The 4,372-nt window shown below is 55.6% G+C and carries 4 protein-coding genes; all 4 read left to right on the top strand.

Features of this window, described 5'->3' with window-relative positions:
* Positions 1 to 743 (top strand): hypothetical protein (locus tag QGH09_04360; protein ID HJO17419.1); only part of this gene is annotated, 743 nt, incomplete at its 5' end.
* Positions 744 to 747: 4 nt separating this feature from the next.
* Positions 748 to 2,103, top strand: coding sequence for a coproporphyrinogen-III oxidase family protein (locus QGH09_04355; protein ID HJO17418.1), 1,356 nt, complete (start codon positions 748 to 750; stop codon positions 2,101 to 2,103).
* A 24-nt stretch (positions 2,104 to 2,127) separates the two neighbouring features.
* Positions 2,128 to 3,168: a selenide, water dikinase SelD gene (gene selD / locus QGH09_04350; protein ID HJO17417.1), complete on the top strand. Its 1,041-nt coding sequence runs from the start codon at positions 2,128 to 2,130 to the stop codon at positions 3,166 to 3,168.
* Positions 3,168 to 4,372 (top strand): hypothetical protein (locus QGH09_04345; GenBank protein HJO17416.1); only part of this gene is annotated, 1,205 nt, incomplete at its 3' end. The genes selD and QGH09_04345, both read left to right, overlap by 1 nt.

Here is a 4,372-nt window from a genome sequence, read left to right as displayed (position 1 = left end):
ATCGATCCTCGGGCCGGCGCCTCGGCCTGACCCTCTTGCCTGGGGCGGAGTTGATTGGTATAGCCTTGCTCCTGGTCCTTGTACCCGCCAGGCGCTTCTTGTTCAATGAAGATGGCCTGGCACTGGCAATCACGGTTGCCACGGTAGCGCTTCTGGCCCTGGTCCTCGGCGCCGTTTTTCAGTTCAAGGCCGGTTTCTGCAACGCGATCTGCCCGGTTCTACCTGTGGAGCGCCTCTACGGGCAACATCCGTTGCTGCAACTCAGCGATTCCCGCTGCGTTCCCTGCCAGAGGTGCACGATGAGGGGTTGCCTTGATCTCGGCCCGGCTCAATCTATCCCGGCGGTGGTGGGCCGGTCCTGGGGATCGAGCCGATGGCTGTTGAGTCCGTACGGCGCGTTCGCGGCCGCTTTCCCAGGGTTCGTAGTGGGCTATTCTACGCTGAATGACGGTCAGCTGGCGAGGGCTGGCGACGTCTATATGAACGTAGCGCTGTGGATGGCCGTGAGCTATCTGGGAGTGGTGCTGGTGACGGTGGTGCTGCGCGCCAGCGCCGGACTCATGATAAACCTGTTGGCGGCCGTTGCGTTCGGACTCTACTACTGGTTCGCGGCCGAGGCGATTACCAATGCGTTCGATATCGCCGGTATTCCAACATTGATGATCCGCGTGACGGCGGGGTTACTTGTGCTGTATTGGCTCGCGCGTGCGGTACCGCGTACGCCTATTCGCAGTCTGCGATGAGCGCATGAAGCAACTTGGGGCCTCGCCAGGGCCAAGAAAAGGGCAGACGAGTTCCATCTGCGAGGCCGAGTACGGGAACTACTTCGTCGCCACCTATCCGCCGTTTTCGCAGTGGACAGCCGATGCGGTGACTGAGTACAGTGGTATGATCGACCGGCCGACCGCTCCTGAAGAGGAACAGGCGCTCGGCCTCTATGTGCATATCCCCTTTTGTGTCGATCGATGTAGGTATTGCTATTACCTTGCCTATGGCCGAGGCGACCGGTGCAATCTCGATCACTATGTTGATGCCCTGATCTCTGAGTTCGGCTTCTACGCTGGCTGTCCAGCGACTGTGGACCGGGCGCTCAACTTTGTCTATTTCGGGGGCGGCACACCGTCACTCCTGGCGCGATCGTCACTGGAGCGACTCTTCGAAGGACTGCAGAAGACTCAGTCGTGGGCGGGTGCCTGCGAGGTGACCTTCGAGTGTGCCCCCAAGAGCGTCACGCCGGCCAAGATGGATCTGTTGCGGCAAGGAGGAGTCACGAGGCTGAGCCTCGGTGTACAGCAACTTGATGACGAGGTCCTGGCCCGAAACGGTCGGGTGCATCTGATCAAGGATGTGGAAGCAGCATACGATGCGGTCAGGCAAACTGGATTCCCCGTGGTAAATCTCGATTTGATGGTTGGGCTCGTCGGGGAGACCCGTGAATCCATGCAGCGTAGCCTCGATCGTGTGATCGAGCTAGGGCCGGACAGCGTTACCGTGTACCAGATGGAAATCCCCTTTAACACGCCTCTCTATTGCGATCTCCAGAGCGGTGCCGAGGCCAAGGACGGGCTAGCTAATTGGGCGGAGAAGCGCGAGCGGGTCATTCTAGCCTTTCAGAACCTGGCCCAGGCCGGATACGAATCTATCAGCGCCTATGCAATGGTCAAGGATCGATCCAAGCATGATTTTGTTTACCAGCGCGAGCAGTATCACGGTGCCGATCTGCTCGGGATCGGGGCTTCATCGTTCAGTTACATCCAGGGGCTACATCATCAGAACGCTACTACCTTGAGTCAATACTCCGACCTCGTGCAGGCCGGCCAGCTGCCACTCTTGCGTGCCTACAGGCTTGACGCCGGCGAGCGGTTAGTGCGCGAGTTTGTGCTGCAGCTCAAGCTGGGCAGGTTGCGACGCGGCTACTTCCTGGACAAGTTCGATGTCGATGTCCTGGAGCAATTTTGCGTGCCCTTGGAACAGCTTGCCGAGGTGGGCTGGGTCGTCTGGGATGATGAGGAACTCAAGCTCACCGAGCAAGGCTTGCCCCGTGTCGATCATATTATTCCCTCCTTTTATCAACCACCCCACCGCGGCGTTCGCTACTCTTGAGCTAGACGCAACCTCTAGCCCCTAATGTCCCAGTCCAATATCAAACTTACCGAATACAGTCATGGTGCGGGGTGCGGCTGCAAGATCTCTCCACGAATACTCAGTACCATTCTTGCTTCTCGACTTCCTGTCTTTGAAGACCCTGATTTGCTGGTTGGCAACCACACCCTTGATGATGCAGCCGTTTATAAACTGAACGATACAACTGCCATCATCAGCACAACTGATTTCTTCATGCCAATCGTTGATGATCCTTTTACGTTTGGTCGTATTGCTGCAGCCAACGCGATCAGCGATATCTATGCAATGGGTGGCACCCCCATGATGGCAATCGCAATATTAGGTTGGCCCGTAAGTATTCTGCCGGCTGAAGTTGCACAGCAAGTTGTTGATGGTGGACGTCGAACTTGTGCGGATGCAGGCATAGTGCTTGCTGGAGGCCACAGTATCGATTCCCTGGAACCTATTTTCGGATTAGCAGTTTCAGGGAAGGTCCCGCTAAATGAATTAAAGCGAAACGACACTGCTCATTCAGGAGACAAGTTATATCTTACTAAACCACTAGGTATCGGTATCCTCACGACTGCTCAAAAACAGAAAAAACTTGAGCCGAATGATGCCAATATCGCTGTAGAAGTGATGTGCCAGCTTAACTTATTGGGGCCGTGTATAGCCGCATTATCAGGCGTTAACGCAATGACCGACGTCACAGGTTTTGGGCTTGCGGGCCATTTAATCGAGATGTGCCAAGGCGCTAAATTAAGCGCTGTAATTCAAGTGTCTGCTTTGCCATTGTTGCCACAAACACGAAAATACCTCGCCATGGCCTGTGTCCCTGGTGGTACCCAAAGGAACTATGAGAGTTACGGTGAGCATCTGTCTCAATTGGATGATGCACACAAGGCGATTATTTGTGACCCACAGACTAGTGGTGGCCTACTTATTGCTGTATCTCCTGCTGCCGAGGATGAACTGACAGCCTTATGTAAGCAGCATGATGTCCCAACGCACTGTATCGGTCACCTGACTAGCGAAAGTCAATCCCACTTAGTGAATCTCGGCTAATGGGAAGCATTCTGCACATGAATGTGTGTTTCAGAATGATTCTCGTCTTGGCATGCTCCATTCCGGCCGTGGCACTCGCAGCGCTACAATTTCGCTACGATACTGAATACGAAGCGATTCAATATTCGGCCTCCACTCCGAGTGGCGCGGTTGCCCAGCTGCTGGTCAGAATCGCTGGCGGCGAAGTGACCCTGCAGGCCCACGCAGAAAACGGATACCTAGCCTCGCTATTACGCGAGTTAGGTATTGATGTGGACACGCAGGTCCTCGTCTTCTCTAAGACCAGCCTCCAGGTCAACAAGATCTCGCCCCTGTCACCGCGCGCCATCTACTTCAATGACTCCGTCTACGTTGCCTGGGTGCCGGGCGGGCTGATAGAGATTTCCTCGGTTGATCCGAAGTTGGGAATCGTCTTTTACACGCTTGAGCAACAGCAGCTAGGTTTCGAGCGGCACACTACCCGGTGTCTCGAGTGCCACGATACCTATTCGCTGACGGGGGGTGGGGTGCCGCGTCACCTAGTGGGCTCCGGATTCATTGATCAAACCGGGGCTCTCGCCTCACACGAAGGGTGGATTCTGACCACAGATCAGACCCCAATCCGGAGGCGCTGGGGCGGTTGGTACGTCACCGGAACGCACGGTGAGCAGATACACATGGGCAACGTGATCATCCGCAGCCCGGAGCAGGCAGCGAACCTTGATTTGTCTGCAACCGGCAACGTCAAGGATCTCGCCAGTTTCATTGATACGCGACAATATCTCGGCGACCATAGTGACATCGTCGCGTTGATGGTGCTAGAGCACCAAGCTCACGTTCAGAACGTGATCACGCGCGTTAACTACGATACCCGCATGGCCCTCCACAACCAGAAGAAGCACAATCGAGAGCTGGGGCGCAACGAGGACTTCGTCGCTGAAGAGACGATGACCCACATCCAGAGTATCGTGGAGCCACTCGTGCGGACCTTGCTCCTGGTCGATGAGGCTCCTCTCTCTGACACAATCGCTGGCACTTCTGGTTTTGCTGAACGTTTCACTGGACTCGGCCCGTTCGATGCCCACGGGCGCTCCCTGCGACAGTTTGACCTCACCCGTAGGCTGTTTCGCTACCCGTGTAGCTATGTTATTTACTCCGAGGCTTTCAACGCGCTGCCCGACATGTCCAAAACTTCCATTTACCAGAGATTAAGGGAAGTTCTCGG

Source organism: Vicinamibacterales bacterium (genome assembly GCA_036012125.1).
In the GTDB taxonomy this organism is placed as follows: domain Bacteria; phylum Acidobacteriota; class Vicinamibacteria; order Vicinamibacterales; family UBA823; genus UBA11600.
Note: the sequence above shows the minus strand (reverse complement) of the source record. Positions and strands in the feature narration are given on the sequence as shown.